Source organism: Paenibacillus sp. GM2FR, assembly GCF_002803325.1.
GTDB lineage: Bacteria > Bacillota > Bacilli > Paenibacillales > Paenibacillaceae > Paenibacillus_AQ > Paenibacillus_AQ lautus.
The window spans coordinates 1-15,764 of record NZ_MKZM01000010.1 but is presented as its reverse complement, the minus strand read 5'-3'; the positions used below and the strand labels follow the sequence as shown (position 1 = coordinate 15,764).

Below are 15,764 nucleotides of genomic sequence, written 5' to 3'. Positions count from 1 at the left end.
CTTTTGGTTACTCCGGCACCGTGTTTCGCCTTAGCTGCCAATAGCGCACCGAGGACTTCTGAATCTGTTCCAGTGCGGCGGCAGCTTGCGTCCGTCCTCCAATCATATCCTCGATAACTTTAAGGAATAAACGGTTCACCTCAGGTGACAGCTTGTTATCGTATGGCAGAAACGTACTCGTGGATTCCTCCATCAATTCCGTGACCTGGGCAAACACCGGCCCGGTTTTGTTTGAATCATAGGCAATCTTCATCGAAGGAACGCGGAGCCCTTCATACACCAGCCGTGTCTGCACCTCTGGGGTATAGAACATGCCCAGCAGCTCCAAAGCCGCTTGCTTTTTTGACTCATCCAAATCCGATGACAGCCCGATCCCGATCGTGTATCCGCCTGCCAAGGACCGTTCTTCGCCAGGAAGAAGGGAGGGAAAGGGAATGACGCCTACCTCATTCTGAAAATCCGGATGATCCTCATTCCGGAACAGCGTGATATCCCAGCTGCCGTTCAGATACATCGCTGCCTTTCCTTCGGTGAACTGGGCTATCGCTTCTTCCGTGGAAATATTATTTGCGTTCGGACTGAACGCTTCTGCGTTGATCCACGACTCCAGCTGCTCAAACGCCTCCAAATACGACTCATGCACAAAGCTGACCTGATCCTCTCCTTCAACCAGCCGGTCAATCAGCTCCGGGCCCGCGTACCGATCCATGAAATAATGCGCAAAAATCCCTGCCGGCCAGCGGTCTTCGTTCCCAAGCGCAAAGGGAATGATATCGTTCTCGCGAAGCTTCCGAATCACCTCATTCAGCTCATCCAGCGTCTTCGGAGGCTCCAGGTCCAGCTGCCGGAATAAAGCCCGATTATAATAGATCGGCTCCGCGTGTCCCTCAAAAGGCAGACCGTAAATCCGATTGTTGAAGGTCCAATGGTGCAGATCCTTGAATTGCTCTTTCAGACCGGTATCCTGCAAAAAATCCGTTAAATCCATCAGCCGGTTGGATCTGGCATAGGGCACGATCTCGGCTCCGCCGAACAGGACAAACATATCCGGCGGCGTACCGGTGACCATCTCGCTCTTCAGCTTTTGTTCCCGGTGAATCGTTTGATCAATGCTTTCAAAGTTCACCTTTACATTTGGATGCGCTTTCTCATACGTGCGAACAATGCTCTCGAATATGGCCAGCACCGGTCTGTCATGCTCCTTGTTCCAGAAATGCCGGAACGTCAGCGTAATTTTCTCGGGCTGTTCCTCCCGGGCCGGTCCCTGACTCTGCACCGTAACCCACGCGACAGACAGCGCCAACAGAGTGGCATATCCGACAATCCAGCCCCAATTCCAAAACCATCTCACTCTGCAGCACCCCCTGTCATGTCAGTATTTTCGGTATTCGGATTCGTATCAAGGAGCCGTAACCGGGCGAGGAACAAATCATCAATCCGTAACGGCTGCCAAACCGGATCCGCAGCCTTTCATGTACATTCTTCAGACCGACCCCGTTCTCGCGATACTTCTTTAGTTGTCCCGGGTCCGTATTCCATAGCTTGATCAGCGTTTCCGGATCAAAGCCCGGACCGTTGTCCTCCACATCGATCACGATATCCTCGCCGTCCTCGGACACCCTGATTGAGATCAATCCGCTTTCCTCCATCGGCTCAATCCCGTGATATAAAGCGTTCTCAACAATCGGCTGAATAATCAGCTTTTGTGTAACGTAGTGCCTCAGTTCATTCGGAAGCTCAATGCCGTAATCGAATTTTTCCTCAAATCGGAATTTCTGTATCCGCATATAATGCTGGACATGTTCCAGCTCCATGCTGACCGGTATGAGCTCATGATGCTCGCTGATGCTGATGCGAAGCAGCTTACCAAGGGAGACCACCATCTTGCTGATATCCTTGTTTCCCTGAAGCACGGCCATCGAATTAATCGATTCCAGTGAATTGTATATAAAATGCGGATTGATCTGAGCGACCAGCGCCTGCATCTCCGCTTCCTTTTTCCGTGCTTGTTCCGTCTCGACCTGTCCGATCAGCTCCTGAATCTGCGTGCTCATCCGGTTAAAGCCGTCAATTAACAGATCCGTCTCGTCCTCCGCCACTTTATGCGATGGGATCGGAACGAAGATGCCCTGCTTAACGCGCTTCATCCCGTTTACCGCGCTGATGATGCTGCGCACCATTCTGCGCACAAAAAAACGGTCGAACAGAAATGCCGACACGAGCGAGATCAATCCCAGAATCAAGGCCAGATTACGAATCGAGACCGATTCGGCCGAGATGAGTTTGCTTGGTGTGATGGCGACCAGAAACCATTCTTTATTGTGAGAAGGAGAATACGTGATCAGCGATTTTTCATCTGCATATTGATCGATATAATAGCCTTTTCCATTCGTATAGCTATCCGACAGAAACGGGAATGCCGTCCGCTCCCCGATATGCCCACCTGACTTGCTGAACACGATCCGCCCCTGCTTGTTGACCAGCAAAATATCCCCCTGCTTCAGCGTTGCCGCCTCCCAGAATACCTGATCGAGCAGATCCGGCTTCACATAAATCACGACGGTCCCGATATCCTCCAGCGAGTAATAATCCTTAATGACTCTGGATTGAATCAAAACGGGAGAACCGGATGCCGCAGAGCCGTTCTCGCCTGGACCGACCCATACAGGGCGCCCTTCCGCCTTCTCCACCGATTCATACCATTCCTGGTGCCTCAGCTCCTGAAGCTCCATTCCGCTATTCGTATGATAAAGCAATTGGTCGTTCGAGTAAAAGGCAAACGACGCAATCATCGGATGATTGATCAAATTGTTGATCTCCTGCCGCTGCTCGTAGGTAACTGCGTATTCCGGCTGCTTCAACATCTGCTGAACCGACTGCTGGGTGATTGCCGAGTTCGAAATCGTCGTGATTTCATTCAAGGCGAACTTCAGCTTCCGATCCGTTTCCAGAAGCGAAATCCAGTAAAAATCATTCGACTTCTTCTCCATCGCTTCCGAAAAGCTGTAATAAGATACCCCGCCCAGCGCGATGACCGGAATGAAGACCAGAAGAATAATAGCCAGCAATATCTTTCGGCGGAGTTTCATGAATCCTTCCTCCCTCCACTCTACTATGTCTATTATTCTTCATGACAGCCCGCATTCCTTGTAGGACATCACCCCGCATGTTAACTTTTTATCGCGCCTGATGTCAGACCCGCGATGACATAGCGGCTGAACAATAGAAACACAATGAGAAGCGGCAGCGTAGCCGTGAAGGTAGCGGACATGATCATCCCGAAATCAAGGCCGTCCTTATTGGTGAACAATTGCTGCAGCGCAATTTGAATGGTGTAATTTTCTCTGTTTTTCAATACGACAAGCGGCCAGAAGAAATCATTCCACACATTCATGAAATTCAGAATTCCCAGTGTAGCCATCGCCGGTGTTACCACAGGAATAGCTATGTTCCAGAAAATCCGGAAATGTCCGCCGCCATCGATCCGCCCCGCTTCGATCAGTTCGGTATGAACGGCAGAAGCGATGTACTGCCTCATCCAGAAAATGCCGAAGGCATTGACCATAGCGGGCACGATCAGCGCTTTATAGCTGTCGATCCAGTGCAGCTTGGCCATGATGACGTACTGTGGAAGCACGCCCAGCTGGGCAGGCACAAGCATCGTGGCAATGACAAAGACAAACAGCGTCTTCTTTAATGGGAACTCATACTTGGCAAAAGCATAACCCGCCAGCGTACAGAGGAACACAACGGACAAGGTCACGGCCGTAGACACCACGACCGAGTTCATCAACGCCCTGAAAAAATCCGTTCGCTCCAGCACGCGCGCGAAGTTATCCAGAAACTGCGTGCCGGGCGTAAGCAGCGGCGGAATATGAAATGCCGCATCCTTGTCATTCGTAGCCACGACAAACATCCAGTAGAACGGGAAGATCGAGACCAGCGCGCCAAGGATCATGAAGAGGTAGAAGAAAAATTTAGCGACAACACCGGGTTCATCCGGTTTTTTTCGGCTTATGGCGACTGTGCTCATGCTTTTTTACCTCCCGTATCTTTACCTTCTCGGCCCAGCATCATATTTAACACCGAGAATAGAATGGTGGCGATAAACAAGAGGACCGCCGTTGCCGCTGCCGTACCGAAAAATCCGTTCTTAAATGCTTCATTATACAGATAAGTGACCATCGTTACCCCTTCCTGACGCGTAGAACCCGTGCCGGACTGACCAAGGAATACATAAGGCTCCGTAAACAATTGGAGCGCGCCAATCGTTGATACCAAGGTAACAAACAGAATGAATGGCCGAAGAAGCGGCAGCGTGATATAAAGCAGCTGTTGGCCTCGGGTGGCGCCGTCGATTTTGGCCGCTTCATAAATGTCGGTCGGAATGCTCTGCAGCCCCGACAGAAAAATAATGGCGTTATAACCCATCCACCGCCACATAACCATGGTCGATATCGCGATTTTGACTCCCCACCAGCCGGAGTTGAACGGTACGCTTTCCGCACCGAAGGTGTTCAGGAGCCAGTTGACCATCCCGTTGTTGCCGAACATCGTACTGAACACGAGCGTCACGGCAACGATGGAGGTGATGTTCGGCATGAAATACAGAATGCGGAACGTATTCTTGAATTTGTTCAAGGCCGAGTTGAGCATAACCGCCACAAATAAGGCCACAATCAGCTGCGGCACGGTTCCCATCAAAGCCATAATGAGTGTGTTGCTAAACGCGATCCAGAAGGTCGGGTCGCTTGTAATCAGCTCGTAGTTTTTGAAGCCGACGTATTTCATCGGTCCGAGCGCGTCCCACTTGAAGAAGGATAAATAGATGGTAAAAAGAATCGGATACAGGCCAAAAATTGCGAACAATATGAAAAATGGCGATATGAACGTATAAGCCGTAAACCGGCTGCGCACGGTCTCCGTCAACAAGCGCCGCCTTTGCGGCACAGGCTTCGGCGATTCTGCCGTTGCTGTGTCTGCCATGATGCACCTCCAGGTAGGTAAGGATAAATCCGAACCCGAGCGAAGAGAGCTTTATCCCTTCTCGGGTTCGGACGGTTATTGGATATAAACGCGCTAGCGGGAATGATCCGTCTGTTTAGCTTAGCTGCGATCAACCAGCGTCTTGATTTGTTTCATGGCGCTTTCCCATTCTTTTTGCGGGTCGGCTTTTTTCTCCAGTACGTTTTTGAGCGCGTTCTTGATGATCGTGTCGGTCTGGTCATGAAGCGGTCCGTAGTAAACCGGCTTGATGCGTTCCGCCGATTTGGCATACGCTTCGGAAATCACCTGGCCGCCGAAGAATTCATCCTTCTCCTCCGTGAACGAAGGCTCGCTGTACACCGCCGGGATAGACGGGAACAGGCCGCTGTCCTTGAACGATTTCAGCTGATTCTCCTTGTTCAGCACCCACGAGATGAATTCGTAGGCTTCCTTCGAATGCTTGCCTTCCTTCGGCAGGGTCAGGAACGAACCGCCCCAGTTGCCTGCTCCTTCAGGAAGCTGGGCAATCTGCCATTTGCCTGCGGTATCCTTGGCATTGCGGATCGTGCCGGCAATCCAAGCCGGGCCGAGCATGACGCCAAAGTCTCCATCATTGATCGCTTTTTGCCATTCAGGAGACCACAGAATCCAGTTGCCGATCCAGCCTTCCTGAATTCCTTTTACCGTAAAGTCGTAAGCTTTTCTCACTTGCGGGTTCGTATCTCCGATAAAGGAGCCGTCCTCTTTGTTGAAGTAGATTTGATCCGGGGACTGGTCGCGTACCCCGTTATATACCAGGTCCGTCAAGTCGGCGAACGGTTTTCCTGTTTTGCTTGTGAACTCCTTGGCTACGCTGGCGAATTTGTCCCATGAATCAATCGCTGCGCTAAACCCGTCCGGATCCGTCGGCAGTCCGGCTTGCTCAGCCAGATCCGTACGGTAATATACGACCGTAGGGCCGATGTCTGTTGGCAAACCAAGTTGGAAGGTGCCGTCAACCGATGTGGCCTGCTTCCATTTCCACTCCAGGTAGTTGCCTTCTAAGTCTTTGGCGCCGAGATCGTACAGATTGTAGAATTTATCCTGGTTGTTGATAAAACGCTCCATAAACGCGATTTCCAATTGGAAAATGTCAGGCGCGCCCGAGCCAGCGGACAATGCTGTCGTCAGGTTGTTGTGATGTGCGGTTTGGTCCGACGTATTCTGGAATTTGAACGTGATGTTCGGATGTTCTTTCGTGTATTCCTTCGCCAGATCTTCATAGTTGGTCGTTCCCAGCGACCAGAAGGAGAGCTCGATTTTCTCTGTGGACTCGGTTCCTTCTTTCGTATTGTCCGTCCCTTCACTGCTGCCTCCCCCCGGAGATTCAGCCGTACTGCTTCCGTTGCCGCCACCGCCTCCACATGCGGCCAGCGTGAACACCATGATGATACTCAGGAGCAGCAAGCTCCATGATTTAAACCTTTTCATTCTTCTACCCCTCTTCCATGAAACGTATTTTTCCTCTTTAGTCTAATGAAAGCGGCGCCAAATTTTGAGGTGGTAAACTTTCGAATTTGAGTTGAATTTATTACGATTCAGGTTCGTTCATCCAAAAATCGCAGCACAAAAAAACCGCATATCGAATGTCGATAGCGGTCTTATGGATTAACATGATGAATCTCTCGCGTTGGATCAGCACTTCGTCAGTCGGATTATTCCTCCGGTTCGTGGACCATTACTGTGAGTCCCGCTTCCTCCGGAGTCGTCCGCTTCTCCATAATCGGTGGTTCGTTCCATCGTTTTCATGTCACGATTTTATATCGTCCATTTTACGATAGAGCCGGCATAGGTCATTCCCCCGCCAAACCCATAGAGTAGGGCGTGGTCTCCCGCTTTCAGCCGTCCTTCATCCACCGCCAGCTGGAGTGCAAGCGGAATGGAGGCTGCCGACGTATTCCCGCGGTACTCGACGCTGGTTAAGGTGCGGTCCATTGTAAATGGCCCCCGCTCGTTAATCGCTTCAATCATGCGAAGATTGGCGCTATGCGGGACAAACCAATCCACTTCTTCTGCGGTCATGCCTCCTTTGGACAAAAGGGCACGGACGCCGTCCGGAATGTTCCGAATGGCCCACTTATAAATTTCACGCCCATTTTGAACAAGGCAGCCGCTCTTTAATTCCGTGCCGTCCATTTGCTCGGAGAGCGCTGTTTTATACAGATGAATGCCGCCTTCGCCAAAAGTGCCCGATACGGAAGCTATCACACTTGGGGATTCCTCATCTTTCTCCAACAATACGGCACCGGCGCCATCCCCAAACAATACGCATGTCGTTCGGTCGGTGTAATCCGTAATCTTCGATAAGGTCTCTGCACCGATAACCAGAATCTTACGGTAGGCTCCTCCGGATATTAATCCGTCAGCCATCTGTAGTGCATATACAAATCCCGCACAAGCGGCATTCAGATCCAGCGCACCCGTGCTTGCAATGCCCAGCTTCGATTGCACCCGGGAAGCTGTACTGGGAAAAGAATACTCCGGCGTGCTTGTGGCCACAAGAATCATATCGGCATCCCGCACGGTAACGCCGTACCGATCAACCATATCCTCTACAGCCTTGATGGCAAGATCCGACACGTACTCATGCGGGGCAGCAATCCGTCGTTCCCTCATGCCTGTTCGCTGCACAATCCACTCATCACTCGTTTCAACCATCTTCTCTAAATCCGCATTGGTTAATATCCGTTCAGGAACATAGGTCCCGATTGCCGTCATTCTTGATTTTGATTGGCTCATCATTCACACCTCCAAGTTTATAGTTATTATATCACCAAGTACTAGTACTTGGTACTAATTTATTTTTATAACTGTTCATTACAGCCTTCACCAACTTCACCTACATCTAAACACACAACAGCCATTCCACAAAAAAACCTTTATCGCTGGAGCGATAAAGGTACTCTAATCACGTCTAAAAGTATACTTCCTCACCAGCCGACATGGAATAAATGTGGAGGTTGGGGTCCGATGCTTCCTCTGTCAGACAGTCTCGTAACCGGTCCGTTTCTCCTTTGTCTGCATGGACGAGTACGGTATGCAGTGCCGGAACGCCGGTTATCATCTGGCGCACGTCCGCCAGGCCCTGGTGTACCTTATACCTGATTTTCATGACAGAGCAGACACCGTACGATGCCGGATGTTGGAGGAGGCGATGTCCAAAGGTCCCCTTGGAAACATGACCTGTGAGCAGAACCAGATTCCGGGTATCGCCCGACATCTGGTGATAGTACCACTGCGCCAGATTCGACTGCATCATCCCATCGGTTACGAACCATAGCGATGCCCCGTGTTTCTGGAGCAAGGACTTACGTTCCGCCTCACTAGCGGGTATGATCCAATCGTTCCGGTTCAGTAATGACTCCAGCTGATCTCTCGCTCCTTGATCGGAGTCCTTGCCGCGCAGCCACGCCGAACGACAGAGCAGTCGCTTCATCCCTTCGATCAGTGGCGCTTCGATCACGATCGGCACGTTTCCCCAATTCCTGTATGCCCATAGGATCATTTCCTGCCCTCGGCCGGCGGCCGGCACCGGTAATAATACCTTCCCGCCGGTTTGCAGCGTGCTCTCAATCTTTTGTTCCAATTGCTTCAGTTTATCGGCCTGTGAATTAGCGTCGGTCCCGTAAGCCGCATCCACTATAGCCAGATCCAGCAGCATGGAAGAAGGCTTGTCTACCAGCGCAGGGCTGTCATCCTCAAGCAGCAGCGATTCGGATGTGTAGTCGCCAGAATAGAAGATCCGTTTTCCTTCAGCCTGTACGAAAAACCAAACAGCCCCCACCATATGGCCGCTTCGTCCCCACATGATCTCTACGCCGGGAAGCGCTTCAAACCATGTCAACTTCTCGGCCTCTTCCTCCAGGTACCGGTAGCGGATCGCCAGCTGATCCTCCTCCATATAAGGAAGCTCTACGCCTGCCCTTGCCGTATACTCCCTCCAGGAGGCAAAGTAGGCCGTTAACTGGACTGCCGTCTCCCGGGTAGTCCATAACTCCCCTTGATAGCCAAGCCGGTACAGGAGCGGAATCGCCACCGAGTGATCCTCGTGGGCATGCGACAGAAACACGGCATCCAGCTTCGGCACCTGTTCTTGCTGGATCATGGGATAGTCTCCCGACCCTTCCTTCTTGACGCCGCAATCCAGCAGCAAATGAACCTGGCTGCCGCTTAGTAAATAGGCGGAGCGGCCGTGCTCGCCTGCACCGCCCCACACTGTCAGTTTCATCATGATGCATTCCACTTTCTTTTAGAATTCATAGCTTCGACCAGCAGCAACAGCAGCACCGTCATGCCGACGGAGACAACGGCCATCGCCATCCCGAGAGATACCTGTCCCTGCTCAAACTGGGCAAATATATACGTAGCCGATGTCTGCATCGATGGCGGCAGAATGAGCAGTGATCCGACCAGCTCCCGTGACGCAATCGTGAAGGTCATGATCCATCCTGCCAGCATGCCAGGCATAATCAGCGGCAGCAGAATCCGCCGCAGTATAAGCAGAGGACCGCCTCCAAATACCTGCCCCGCCTGAAACAGAGTACCGTCAATCTGCGTAAAGCTGGCCTTCACGTATTGCACCGTATATGGAAGGAACAGCACGACGTACGTCAGCACGACCATCCCGTAGGTATTGTAGAGCGTAACCGGCATCCATGGCGCATTCCAGAGAAGGATCAAACCGACCACCATCACAATGCCGGGTACCGTATTCGGCAAGAGGCTTAACAGATCAATGACCCGCTGCATCCGTGCCTGGGACTTGCCTATCGTCAGGGCAAAGCCGGTACCGAGCAGAACGGCAACCGTAGATGCTGCAAGCGACAGACCCAGACTGTTACCAAGCGCTTTCTGGCTGACCGATCCCCAGGACAGCAATTCCTTGTAATGGGCAAACGTCAGATTATCCAAGGATAATCCGGCTCCCCGGAGCTTCATCAAGGATGCCGCAATGACAGAAAAATAAGGAATGCCGACAGACAATATCAGCAGCAAACCGATGTATAGAGCGCAGACGACGCCTTTGCTGACGCGCAGCGAATATCTTTTGGAGCGTTGACCTTTGCCACCGACAAGACGATAGGTAAACCTCCGGCTGATCGTAGACTGCATGTACCACATCACCAGACAAACCGACAGCAGGACCGACGCGAGCGAGGTCGCTTTACCGAAATCGATGGGCCAGCTTGAAATATATTTGTGGATTTCCGAGGTCATCACATAATAGCCAATGCGTCGACCGAACGTTGCCGGGGTACCGAATTCAGCAATAGTTTTGACGAACACCAGCATCGCGCCCATACCGTAAGAGGATAACAGCAGCGGCAATATGATTCTTCTAAACCGGTATCCTGCGCTTGCGCCATGAACCGCTCCGGCCTCTTCCAGATTACCACCGATCCGGATCAGAGCGTCCCGCAGCAGCAGGTAGAGAAACGGGAACAAATGCAGACTCATGATCAGCACCATACCTCCGAAGCTGAAGAAGGAATCGCTCCATCTCGCTGCTCCCGGCAGCCACTGCTGCAAATATCCGCCCTTTTGCATAAACAGAATCCAGCCCATCGAACCGATATACGGCGGGGTCATGAACGGAATCATCAAAATCACGTCCACCCACCGATGCTGTCCCAACCGGGTTTTGGCCATCATCCAGGCGAGCGGCAGCGCGAGCAGTGTCGATCCTGCCACCACGCATACCCCCAGCCAGATGGATTGCAGCAAAATGCCGGACAGCTCATGACCGGCTATCGTTCGTATCGGCGCCAGCCAATCAAAGTGCTGATCCGGGTATACACTTTGCCAGAAAACAAGCAGCAATGGCACACCAATGCTTATAATAAGAAGAAAAAGGGCGAGAATAACGCCCATTTTCCGTAAAAATCGCTGACTGTCCATGATGACAGGTCTCACTGCGGTTCACCTCACATTGCCTTCCTGTGGTTCCTCTTATGCACTTACTTGAATACTTCGGAAAAACGTGCCGCCGTCTCATCCCCATGGTCATTCATCCAAGCCCAATCCACTTTAAACACCGGAATATCCTTCAGATTGGTCCGGCCTTCGGCCTCCACATCCTCACGGCCCGGAATCAGATAGGCATCCGCCACCAGCTTCTGCGCTTCGTCAGACAGCAAGTAGTCAATGAAAGCCTTGGCATTATCCACGTTCGGGCTGGATTTCAAAATCGCAGCCGGTCTCGGACTCACGACGGTTCCTTCATCCGGATATACAATGTCAAGCGGCTCGCCTTTGGCTTTGGCCGAATACGCCATATAATCCACCCCTGCGGCAACCAAACTCTTGGCACCGGTGATCACAGGGTCCAGTGCTTCTTGGTTCGCTCCTGCCATAGCCGTGCCATTGGCTTTATAATTCTCGAACAGTTCCCAGCCTGCGTCGCCCTTCACGCTCAAATAGCCCGTGATAAAATCCAGCGCCGATCCCGACAGCGTCGGATCCGGAATATTGACCGCATCCTTCCACTCTGGCATCCCTAAGTCCGCCCAGCTTTGAGGCGGGGCCGAGACCAGATTGGTGTTGTATACAATCCCGAGCGCCGATGCGCTTGTGCTGAAATAGTTTCCTTCGGCGTCGGACCAATCCTTGTTCAACTTGTCCGCATTGGCGGCTTCACGATAAGGCAATGTCAGCCCATCCGCCTTCAGCGCTTGTGCGGAGGGGAGAGATGCAAGAATGACCACATCCGCGACCGGATTCGATTTTTCCGCTTCCATCCGTGCTAAAATTTTGCCCGTTGTGCCTTGGAACATCTCTACCTTCACTCCGGTCTTGGCTTCAAAACCGCTCACGATATTGTCGGCAAGCTTTTGAGGGCCTGCGCTGTAGAGAACGAGCTTGCCTCCGGCTTGCGCACTCCCCGATGCAGATGTCTTGCCTGTATCCTGTGCCGGCATCGTAACTGAATCCCCATTTGGGGTACTGCCGCATCCAAACAGACTTAGGCTCATGACGGATGCCAGCAACAGCATCGCGCTTTTTCTCCGTAATTTCAATTGACTCATTTCTCCCCAACTCCCCTTCATCTTAGCCTGCAGCAGCAGGCGTGCGTTTTGCCGTATTGTGTTGCATGTTCGTATTCGTATCATGACTTGGTCCTTCACCCATCCGGCAGATCGTATGGGGAGCCACGTACAGATTCATGCGTTCTCCGACAGGCACCCTCTTGTCCAGGAAAGCGGTCCATTTGTCCAAACCATCCACCTGTAAGCGTATTTCGTATCGCTCGCCGACATAACTCACGCTTAGCACGGTTGCCTGATAGCATACATCCTCCGAGCTTGTCCTGCTCCAGGTCACATGCTCCGGCCTCACCATGGAGTGATCGACCGTCAGCCAATTGGACTTGCCAATAAACGACGCCACAAAGGGATGACTAGGGGTTTCATATATCGTTTCCGGGGTTCCACGCTGCAGGACTTCTCCTTTCCTCATGACCACGATTTCATCCGACATCGACATGGCTTCCACCTGATCGTGTGTGACATAAAGGGCAGTCAACCCCATATCCTTCACAAGCGACATCATTTCGATCCGCATTTCCTCCCTAAGCACGGCATCCAGCGCACTCAACGGCTCATCGAACAGTACCAGTGCCGGACGGATCGCTACCGCTCTGGCAAATGCAACCCGCTGCTGTTGTCCACCGGACAGCTGATGCGGATAACGGTCCTCCATCCCCTCCAAGCGGACCATGGCCAGCGCCTCGGTTACTTTTTGCCTGAGATCCGTTTTAAGCTTGGCCGCTTTTAATCCAAAGGCAACGTTCTCGTATACCGTCATATGCGGCCAGAGGGCAAAATCCTGAAATACCATCCCGAAGTTGCGTTTGTGCGCCGGAACGTCAATCTTTTTATGCACGGAGTAGATGCACCGGTCTTCCGCATAGATTTCTCCTCCGTCCGGCTGTTCCAGCCCGGCGATCATCCGCAGCAGTGTCGTTTTGCCGCAGCCTGACGGCCCGAGCAATGTGGTGAATTGACCATGACGCAGTTTTAAATCGGTAGGAAGCAACGCTGGTGTACCCTGAAATGACTTTTCAATGCCCCTGATTTCAATATCCACTTTCGATCCCAACCTGTCTTCTTAAGCTGTTTCCAGTGTAAGGGTTACGTTTAAGCGTTGTATTAGACTAATGTAAACTTGGAATTAACTTTTTGTTTGAATTCTGTTGATACTCATAGATTAAATCTATATAGAGAGCATAAATAAGGAATAACCAAGGGAGAGATATACGAATGAATCTGATGAAGCTGCAAATTGTGGAGCTGATCGACCGCCATCATCATATGACCAGCGTGGCAGAAATACTTGGCATTAAGCAGCCCACGGTTACTTTTCATATGAAGTCACTGGAAGAAGAACTGCAAGTCCGACTGTTCGAGTCCCGAAGCGGAAAAACATTTCTCACCGAGGCCGGACAAGCTCTGCTGCATTATGCAGTAAAAATTAACGCGCTTGCCAAGGAGTCGGAGCGTGTCGTCCGCGAATACGACAGCTTATATCGGGGAACGCTGCACATTGGAGCCAGTTATGTCCCTGCCACCTATCTGCTGCCCGCGATATTGAATACCTTTGCCCGTGAGTTTCCCGGCATACGGATCTCCTTATCCGTCAAGCCTTCACCGGTTATCCGCGACATGCTGGCACGGCACCAGATTGATCTGGGCATTATTTCATCAGAGCCCTTTACGGGTTCCAGTCTCCAGGCCGAGTCCTTGTGCAAGGATGATCTGACCCTAATATCTTCACCAGACCATCCGCTGGCAAAATCGGATTCGCTGCAGCCCGAGCAGATTATCCGCAGTCCCTTCGCCTTGCATGGAAGTGAATCCAGCACAAGGCAGCTGACCGACCTTTGGCTGGAGCAGCATGGTTTGCATATGCGGAGCCCGGTGGAGCTGGACTCGCTCGAAGCGATCAAGCAACTTGTGTTATTGGGGGACCATATTTCTTTCATGTCACGGATGGCGGTACAGCGGGAGCAGCAAGAAGGTGTCCTGCACGTTATGCCGATTCCCGGCCACCGGGCATCCCGGCATATATACAGTGTCCAGAATAAAGACCGACTTCCCTCCGTACAAATTCAGCGTTTTCAAGAGGTCTTGCGCGAAGTGGGCACCCAATTGGAGCAGATCCTGTGATTAAGGGGAGTTTAAGCTGTAAGTCAGATGGATAGATTAACAAAAAATGTATGCCGGTATTCAATAATTCTATACATATTTGATACATTCGCCATCCCCCGTTAACAACTCACAATTATTCAGCGTTTAAAGTAAGCTGTGTACCTAAATCCAGCTTATGGGAGTGATTGTATTGAGAAGATGGAAACAGCTGACGTTGTCTTTCATGGTAGGTTTCGCAGCTCTAGGAAGTGGATTCACCGGACTCCATGGAACGGAGGTTTCAGCCGCAGCCAATGCCGTGCCTACGTATGAGGTGAAGTTCCTTGCCAAACCCGAAACCGTGCTGGAAAACGGCGAAAGCCTGCGGAGCGAAGTCATTCAAGCATTCGGACTGGCCGCTGTTCCCCAAGCGATCGGTGTAGCTTATTATGATACGGACAATCTGGAATTGGATGCTGAAGGCTGGAACGTACGCTTTCGCAAAAAAGAGGACAAAGATAACTACGAGCTTACCTATAAGAAACGGTATCCCATCGTAAATGGAGATATTAACGCCGCGCTCAGCTTGGCAAACCAGGAAGGCTTTGATGCTTCGGATGACAATTACGAGGCCGAGATTGATTGGGGCTACGGCAAACAAACGCTTAGCTTCTCCAACACCAAGAAAATAAGCACGAATACAACCGGCACAACACTCCCGTCCGAACAAGACGCCTTGGCTTTACTGCTGGACAAACTCCCAGGTAAGCTCAAAAAATGGTCCTCCCCGAATTGGGGTGAACAAAAGCTCTCACAGTCCCGAATTCATGGACCGCTGACGTTCCACCGCTATGAAGGATCATGGAATGGCCAGAAAATGAGCCTCGAAGTTTGGCCGATTCGCAATGCAGACGGCACAGGAACCGAGAATCTGATCGAAATCTCTTTTAAAACATCCGATGTCTCGGTTGCTTCCCAGCTTCGCTCAGAGCTTATGGATACCCTCGAGTCTAACGGTTGGCTGCTTCCCATGGACGGCTTGAAGACACAGCTGATCTTGGAAAGATATTAAGCTAAGAAAACATGTTAGAGAAGGAAGCTTATTAAGGTAAAGAAAAGAAGGGTACCCTGGGGGCCCTTCTTTCTGATGATTCATGATTACTTTTTATGTGTAACAAAAAAGACCGCTATCGATGACTCGATAACGGTCTTTATGGTTGTTCGCTTGGCGACGTCCTACTCTCCCGGGACCCTTCGGTCCAAGTACCATCGGCGCTGGAAGGCTTAACGGTCGTGTTCGGTATGGGTACGCGTGGAACCCTTCCGCCATCGCCACCAAACGGCTTCAGATGCTTGATCACCTGAAAACTAGATACGAAACGAAATTTGCGTGTTTTAGAATCCGTAGCATTTCCCCAATATATTATCGGGGTCCCCGGAAAGTATTCGGCGTTGCTTCAAAGCTTCGCTTCACTTTTTGGGGTGTTTTGGATAAGCCCTCGACCGATTAGTATTGGTCAGCTCCATGCATTGCTGCACTTCCACCTCCAACCTATCTACCTCGTCGTCTTCAAGGGGTCTTACTAGTTGGGAAATCTCATCTTGAGGGGGGCT

The 15,764-nt window shown here is 51.4% G+C and carries 12 protein-coding genes and 2 rRNA genes; 2 read left to right on the top strand and 12 right to left on the bottom strand.

Annotation, left to right across the window (positions count from 1 at the left end; genetic code table 11):
• Positions 1–7: 7 nt before the first annotated feature.
• The 10 genes from PAEVO_RS25245 to PAEVO_RS25200 form a co-directional block, all read right to left on the bottom strand.
• A complete protein-coding gene (locus PAEVO_RS25245; protein ID WP_100540270.1) occupies positions 8–1,351 on the bottom strand; it encodes an ABC transporter substrate-binding protein in 1,344 nt (447 codons plus the stop codon).
• Positions 1,352–1,367: 16 nt separating this feature from the next.
• Entirely contained in the window at positions 1,368–3,089 is a 1,722-nt protein-coding gene (locus PAEVO_RS25240; protein WP_100540269.1) for a cache domain-containing sensor histidine kinase, read from the bottom strand.
• Positions 3,090–3,169: 80 nt separating this feature from the next.
• The gene (locus PAEVO_RS25235) at positions 3,170–4,033 is read right to left on the bottom strand and encodes a carbohydrate ABC transporter permease (protein ID WP_100540268.1); all 864 of its coding nucleotides are present in this window, start codon (positions 4,031–4,033) and stop codon (positions 3,170–3,172) included.
• Positions 4,030–4,986 carry a carbohydrate ABC transporter permease gene (locus tag PAEVO_RS25230; RefSeq protein WP_100540267.1) on the bottom strand — a complete coding sequence of 319 codons (957 nt, stop codon included), beginning with the start codon at positions 4,984–4,986 and terminating at the stop codon, positions 4,030–4,032. Before PAEVO_RS25230 ends, PAEVO_RS25235 begins: the two co-directional genes overlap by 4 nt.
• A gap of 120 nt (positions 4,987–5,106) precedes the next feature.
• Entirely contained in the window at positions 5,107–6,456 is a 1,350-nt protein-coding gene (locus PAEVO_RS25225) for an ABC transporter substrate-binding protein (RefSeq protein ID WP_100540266.1), read from the bottom strand.
• A gap of 327 nt (positions 6,457–6,783) precedes the next feature.
• Positions 6,784–7,764 carry a ketoacyl-ACP synthase III gene (locus PAEVO_RS25220; RefSeq protein ID WP_207797535.1) on the bottom strand — a complete coding sequence of 327 codons (981 nt, stop codon included), beginning with the start codon at positions 7,762–7,764 and terminating at the stop codon, positions 6,784–6,786.
• A 175-nt stretch (positions 7,765–7,939) separates the two neighbouring features.
• Positions 7,940–9,256, bottom strand: coding sequence for an MBL fold metallo-hydrolase (locus tag PAEVO_RS25215; RefSeq protein ID WP_100540264.1), 1,317 nt, complete (start codon positions 9,254–9,256; stop codon positions 7,940–7,942).
• Positions 9,253–10,896, bottom strand: a complete 1,644-nt coding sequence (locus PAEVO_RS25210) for an ABC transporter permease (RefSeq protein ID WP_207797545.1) — start codon at positions 10,894–10,896, stop codon at positions 9,253–9,255. Before PAEVO_RS25210 ends, PAEVO_RS25215 begins: the two co-directional genes overlap by 4 nt.
• An 86-nt stretch (positions 10,897–10,982) precedes the next feature.
• Complete coding sequence (locus PAEVO_RS25205) at positions 10,983–12,050, bottom strand: ABC transporter substrate-binding protein (RefSeq protein ID WP_100540263.1); 1,068 nt, start codon at positions 12,048–12,050, stop codon at positions 10,983–10,985.
• 22 nt (positions 12,051–12,072) lie between these two features.
• Positions 12,073–13,110 (bottom strand): ABC transporter ATP-binding protein, encoded by a 1,038-nt coding sequence (locus PAEVO_RS25200; protein WP_100540830.1) that lies wholly within the window; start codon positions 13,108–13,110, stop codon positions 12,073–12,075.
• Between the two features lie 173 nt (positions 13,111–13,283).
• On the opposite strand from PAEVO_RS25200, the gene PAEVO_RS25195 reads away from it, so the two are divergent.
• Together PAEVO_RS25195 and PAEVO_RS25190 are read left to right on the top strand one after the other, a co-directional pair.
• Complete coding sequence (locus tag PAEVO_RS25195; RefSeq protein WP_207797534.1) at positions 13,284–14,189, top strand: LysR family transcriptional regulator; 906 nt, start codon at positions 13,284–13,286, stop codon at positions 14,187–14,189.
• Positions 14,190–14,352: 163 nt separating this feature from the next.
• Positions 14,353–15,222 carry a hypothetical protein gene (locus PAEVO_RS25190; protein ID WP_243390968.1) on the top strand — a complete coding sequence of 290 codons (870 nt, stop codon included), beginning with the start codon at positions 14,353–14,355 and terminating at the stop codon, positions 15,220–15,222.
• A gap of 151 nt (positions 15,223–15,373) precedes the next feature.
• On the opposite strand, the gene rrf is transcribed toward PAEVO_RS25190, so the two are convergent.
• Together rrf and PAEVO_RS25180 are read right to left on the bottom strand one after the other, a co-directional pair.
• Positions 15,374–15,490: ribosomal RNA gene (gene rrf / locus PAEVO_RS25185) — 5S ribosomal RNA — on the bottom strand.
• A 147-nt stretch (positions 15,491–15,637) separates the two neighbouring features.
• Positions 15,638–15,764 (bottom strand): 23S ribosomal RNA (locus PAEVO_RS25180); the annotation flags it as partial.

Bases quoted from the DNA above. Each gene is read 5' to 3' on its own strand.
- PAEVO_RS25240 (WP_100540269.1), bottom strand. From the start codon at position 3,089: ATGAAACTCCGCCGAAAGATATTGCTGGCTATTATTCTTCTGGTCTTC.
- PAEVO_RS25235 (WP_100540268.1), bottom strand. From the start codon at position 4,033: ATGAGCACAGTCGCCATAAGCCGAAAAAAACCGGATGAACCCGGTGTT.
- PAEVO_RS25225 (WP_100540266.1), bottom strand. From the start codon at position 6,456: ATGAAAAGGTTTAAATCATGGAGCTTGCTGCTCCTGAGTATCATCATG.
- PAEVO_RS25210 (WP_207797545.1), bottom strand. From the start codon at position 10,896: ATGGGCGTTATTCTCGCCCTTTTTCTTCTTATTATAAGCATTGGTGTG.
- PAEVO_RS25230 (WP_100540267.1), bottom strand. From the start codon at position 4,986: ATGGCAGACACAGCAACGGCAGAATCGCCGAAGCCTGTGCCGCAAAGG.
- PAEVO_RS25205 (WP_100540263.1), bottom strand. From the start codon at position 12,050: ATGAGTCAATTGAAATTACGGAGAAAAAGCGCGATGCTGTTGCTGGCA.
- PAEVO_RS25195 (WP_207797534.1), top strand. From the start codon at position 13,284: ATGAATCTGATGAAGCTGCAAATTGTGGAGCTGATCGACCGCCATCAT.
- PAEVO_RS25215 (WP_100540264.1), bottom strand. From the start codon at position 9,256: ATGATGAAACTGACAGTGTGGGGCGGTGCAGGCGAGCACGGCCGCTCC.
- PAEVO_RS25220 (WP_207797535.1), bottom strand. From the start codon at position 7,764: ATGAGCCAATCAAAATCAAGAATGACGGCAATCGGGACCTATGTTCCT.